The organism is Acidobacteriota bacterium, from assembly GCA_012517875.1.
Taxonomy (GTDB): domain Bacteria; phylum Acidobacteriota; class JAAYUB01; order JAAYUB01; family JAAYUB01; genus JAAYUB01.
This window is the reverse complement of sequence record JAAYUB010000141.1, coordinates 1-4,052: the sequence shown is the minus strand read 5'-3', so window position 1 is coordinate 4,052 and position 4,052 is coordinate 1. Positions and strand designations below refer to the sequence as shown.

Genomic DNA, 4,052 nt, shown 5'->3' with positions numbered 1-4,052 from the left:
TCTACACCTTCGTGACGCAATCGCGCCTGAAGGAGATCTATAAGAAATACCATCCGCGTTCCTGATGATCCGCCCCGGCGGTTGGCCTCTGCGCGGTTGTATGGTATAAGAAGAAAAACCGATGCGCGCCTGAACGAGTACAATGTTCTTGAATCTGATCATCAGCGTCTTGGTGGAAATTCAGGACTTCAGTCTGTTGGCGTTCAAGGCGATCCTGAATCTGTTCCGCCGGCCGCGCTATATCCGCGAAACCTTCGAGCAGATGGACCTGATCGGCGTCGGCTCGCTGACCATCATCATCCTGACCGGGTTTTTTACGGGCGGCGTTCTCGCGCTCCAGACCGCCAGCACGCTCCGTTCGTTCGGAGCCGTGGGCCTGACCGGCCAACTGGTTTCGATGAGTCTGGTGCGCGAGTTGGGGCCGGTCCTGTCGGCGCTCATGATCGCCGGACGAATCGGATCGGGGATCGCTTCCGAGTTGGGTTCGATGGTGGTCACCGACCAGATCAACGCCATGCGGGCCTTGGGCACCGATCCCGTTAAAAAGCTGGTCACCCCCCGGATGATGGCCACGGTTTCCATGCTGCCGCTGCTGACGGCCGTCTGTGATTTTTTTGGGTTGATCGGCGGCTGGCTGGTTTCGCTGTACGAGCTGAAGCTGCGGACGTCGCTGTTCTGGTCGGTCGCGTTCGATTCGCTGACCTATGAAGACCTGATCGGCGGGCTGGGCAAGCCGCTTGTGTTCGGTTTCATCGTGGCGATGATCGGCTGCCATCACGGCCTGCGAACCTGGGGCGGCACCCAGGGTGTGGGCCGGGCCACCACAAAGTCGGTGGTCGCCGCCTCCATACTGGTCATCATGTCGGACTTCATCCTGAACAAACTCATCATCGAGTTTTTTCACTGAGCGCGTCATGTTGGAGATGTTGCACGTCGACAAGTCCTACGCCGACACCCCGGTGCTGCAGGATATCTGTCTGCGGGTGGGACCCGCCGAGAGCCTGATCGTCCTGGGCGGAAGCGGTTCCGGCAAATCCACCCTGCTGCGGCTCTTCATCGGCCTCGAGCGCTGCGATGCGGGGCAGGTGAAGGTCAGCGATGTGGATATCTCCCGGTTGAAAGAGGATGAGCTGATCGCCATCCGCGACCAGATGGGCATCGTCTTTCAGGAGGGCGCGCTGTTCGACTCGCTGACCATCCGGCAGAATGTGGGCTATCGCCTCTACGACGAGGGCGGCTGGGACGAGCATGAGATCGAGGAGATCGTGACCCGGTTGCTTGGCTTCGTCGAGTTGGCCCACACCATCGACATGAAACCGGCCGAGTTGTCAGGCGGCATGCGCCGCCGGGTCGCCATCGCCCGCGCTCTGGCGGGGCAACCCCGGTACATGCTGTACGACGAGCCCACCGCCGGGCTCGATCCGGTGACGGCACGGTCGATCTGCGACCTGCTGGTCAAGCTGCGTGACATGGAGGGTATGACCTCGGTCGTGGTGACGCACGATCTGAACGCCGCGTACTTCCTGGCAGAACACACGGCCCGAGTCGTGTCGCCCGGCGACATCCGGGTGGAGCGGGAACCCGCCGACCAGTGTTTCGTCCACACTTCGTTCAGCGTCCTGCGGGACGGACGGATCGTATTTTCAGGCAACATGGACGAACTGGTTGGCAGCGGCGACCCATACATCCAGGAGTTCATTTCCTAATCGACCGCATCGAGGAGAGGCACCGTGATGGAAAGGCGCAAAAAGAGATTCAACTGGCATGAGTTTCGCGTCGGCATTTTCGTCATCGGCAGCTTCGCCATTCTGATTTTCATGATCATCCGGGTCAGCGGGGGACGCGGGTTCTTCACCCCCAAATCGTATGCGGTCACTTATTTGCCGGAGATCTCCGGTTTGAAGGCCGGTGCGCCGGTGTGGCTCAACGGAATCGAGATCGGCAATGTGGACGACATCAAACTGGAGAAGACCCCGCCGGACACGCAAGCCAACCGGGACACGAACGACAAGATCCAGCAGCTCACCGCCGACGTCCAGCGTTACGACGGTCTGATCCGCGATGTGGAAAAGGCGGTGGAGCGCGAACGGGCATCGCTTGCCGCTGCCCAGGCCGCGGATGCCGACAAGGTTCGGGAGGGGATCCTGCTGCAGGAAGAGCGCCTCGCCCGGCTCCGAAAGAATTTGGCGGCGGCGCGGCAGGACCTGAAAACCGCCCGGAGTAACCTCCAGAGCATCCGGCTGGTCCTGCAGATCGAAGACGAATTCGTCGGCTGGATCAAGCGCGATTCGGAGGTGAGTATCGGCTCCATCGGTCTGCTGGGCGACAAGTATGTGGATATCAGCATCGGGCGGCTGCCGGAAGAGCCGCGCCGGACCGCCGAGGGACACATCTTTATCGAAGCGGTCAACGAGGCCACCATTCGGCAGCTGATGGTCAACGCCAACGACCTGATGGCCAACTTCGGCGACATATCGGACCGCGTGAAAAGCATCGTAGCCAAACTGGACGCCGGCGAAGGCACCATCGGCCAGCTCATCAACGAAACCAGTCTGCACCGGTCCCTGGTGTCCACAATCCAGAACCTGGATGTGACTGTTCAGCGGGCGGGCGGGCTCATGGACGACCTGCGCAGCAGCGAGGGTACGTTCGGCCAGCTGGTTCACAATCGCGCCCTGTACGACGAGTTGACCGCCACCGCCAAGGAACTCAACCAGTTCATCAACCGGCTCAACACGTCTCAGGGGACGCTCAACAAACTGGTCGACGATCCCGCGCTGTACAACAACCTGCGGGAAGTGTCGGCCAAGGTGGACCGCCTGCTCCTGCGGATCGAGCAGGGAGAAGGCACGCTGGGCCGGATGTCCACCGACCCGACGCTGTTCGAGGAGGCGCGGGATTCGCTCCGCAAAATCCGCCAGATCCTGGAACAGATCGATCGGGGTGAAGGCACCATGGGCCAGCTGCTCAAAGACAAGCAGCTGTATGAAAACCTAAACCAGGCGCTGGCCGAACTGGCCAAGCTGATCTACGACGTCCGGCAGAATCCAAAGGACTACCTGCGGATTCAGTTCAAGGTTTTCTGATGCAATGGATCGTTCTGCCCGCCCGTCCGATTTCGTACTACACGCGGGCGATCAGCATTCTTGGCGTCATGGCGCTGCTGATCGCCCGATTCTTCCCGTTCGATCGAATTCCGGTGCCGCTGTGCAGCTTCCGCGCATTCACCGGCCTGCCGTGTCCGACATGCGGGATGACCACCGCGTTCGTTCTGCTCACCCACGGTCGGTGGAGTGAAGCGGTCGTCATGTCGCCTCTGGGGGTGGTGGTTTTCGCGGTGCTGGTCGGCCTGATCATTCAAGTGGCGGGGCAGTGGCTATTGCGCTGGCCGGGCTTCCGGCTGGAACTGAACCGCACCGAGTGGATTGTCGCCGGCATTGTGCTGATCGCCGCTATGACGCTCAACTGGGTGTTCAAACTCGGACACGACGTTTGGCAGTGGTGGTGATGGCGATGTGGGGGATCAGCGGGTGAGCCGGCGTCGCTTGAGTGCCGCCAGATCCTCATGCATGAACAGGATGTCCCGCTTGAAGACAAACCGGTTGGGCCCCCGTTCCACCGTGATCCGGATGAAGTGCAGATCGTAGTACTCGATCCAGCCGCGGATCTCCTCGCCGGAGGTCAACCGGACGATCATGGGCGTCTGATGCTGGCTGTGCTGCTGCAGATAAAGTGTTTCGCTACCCGTCTCCTCAGCCGGCGAACGTCGGCGGGTGACGACCGACGAGTGGCTGGACAGCTTCTTCAGCCGGTCGAGTTCTTCACGGGTGGGTCTGATCAGTTTTCGCATTAGGCGGATTGTACCTTCATGCCGCTCAGAAATCAAGCGTGCCGCGGCTTGCCAACGGCACCCGATGGACCTACAATGCCCCTGACCCAGACGGTCTGCGCGGAGAGCCAACTGCATGATGTCCAGTTTCGCCATGCGTGATTGCGATTCCCGGGGTCGCCGATTCCCGGAAGAGCTCGCGGATCAGGTCCGCGGGATTTTC

General features: G+C 60.9%; 5 protein-coding genes. 4 read left to right on the top strand and 1 reads right to left on the bottom strand.

Going from position 1 to position 4,052, the window contains the following annotated elements; all coding sequences use genetic code 11:
- The first annotated feature begins 142 nt into the window (after window positions 1-142).
- The 4 genes from GX414_14400 to GX414_14385 all read left to right on the top strand — a co-directional run bounded on the left by GX414_14400 (window position 143) and on the right by GX414_14385 (window position 3,508).
- On the top strand, window positions 143-907 hold the full coding sequence (locus GX414_14400; protein ID NLI48290.1) for an ABC transporter permease: 765 nt from the start codon (window positions 143-145) through the stop codon (window positions 905-907).
- 7 nt (window positions 908-914) lie between these two features.
- Window positions 915-1,706, top strand: a complete 792-nt coding sequence (locus GX414_14395) for an ATP-binding cassette domain-containing protein (protein NLI48289.1) — start codon at window positions 915-917, stop codon at window positions 1,704-1,706.
- A gap of 24 nt (window positions 1,707-1,730) precedes the next feature.
- A complete protein-coding gene (locus tag GX414_14390; protein ID NLI48288.1) occupies window positions 1,731-3,086 on the top strand; it encodes an MCE family protein in 1,356 nt (451 codons plus the stop codon).
- A gap of 68 nt (window positions 3,087-3,154) precedes the next feature.
- Window positions 3,155-3,508: a DUF2752 domain-containing protein gene (locus GX414_14385; protein ID NLI48287.1), complete on the top strand. Its 354-nt coding sequence runs from the start codon at window positions 3,155-3,157 to the stop codon at window positions 3,506-3,508.
- A 15-nt stretch (window positions 3,509-3,523) separates the two neighbouring features.
- Here GX414_14385 and GX414_14380 read toward each other — a convergent pair whose 3' ends face one another.
- On the bottom strand, window positions 3,524-3,850 hold the full coding sequence (locus tag GX414_14380; protein ID NLI48286.1) for a hypothetical protein: 327 nt from the start codon (window positions 3,848-3,850) through the stop codon (window positions 3,524-3,526).
- Window positions 3,851-4,052 lie beyond the last annotated feature (202 nt).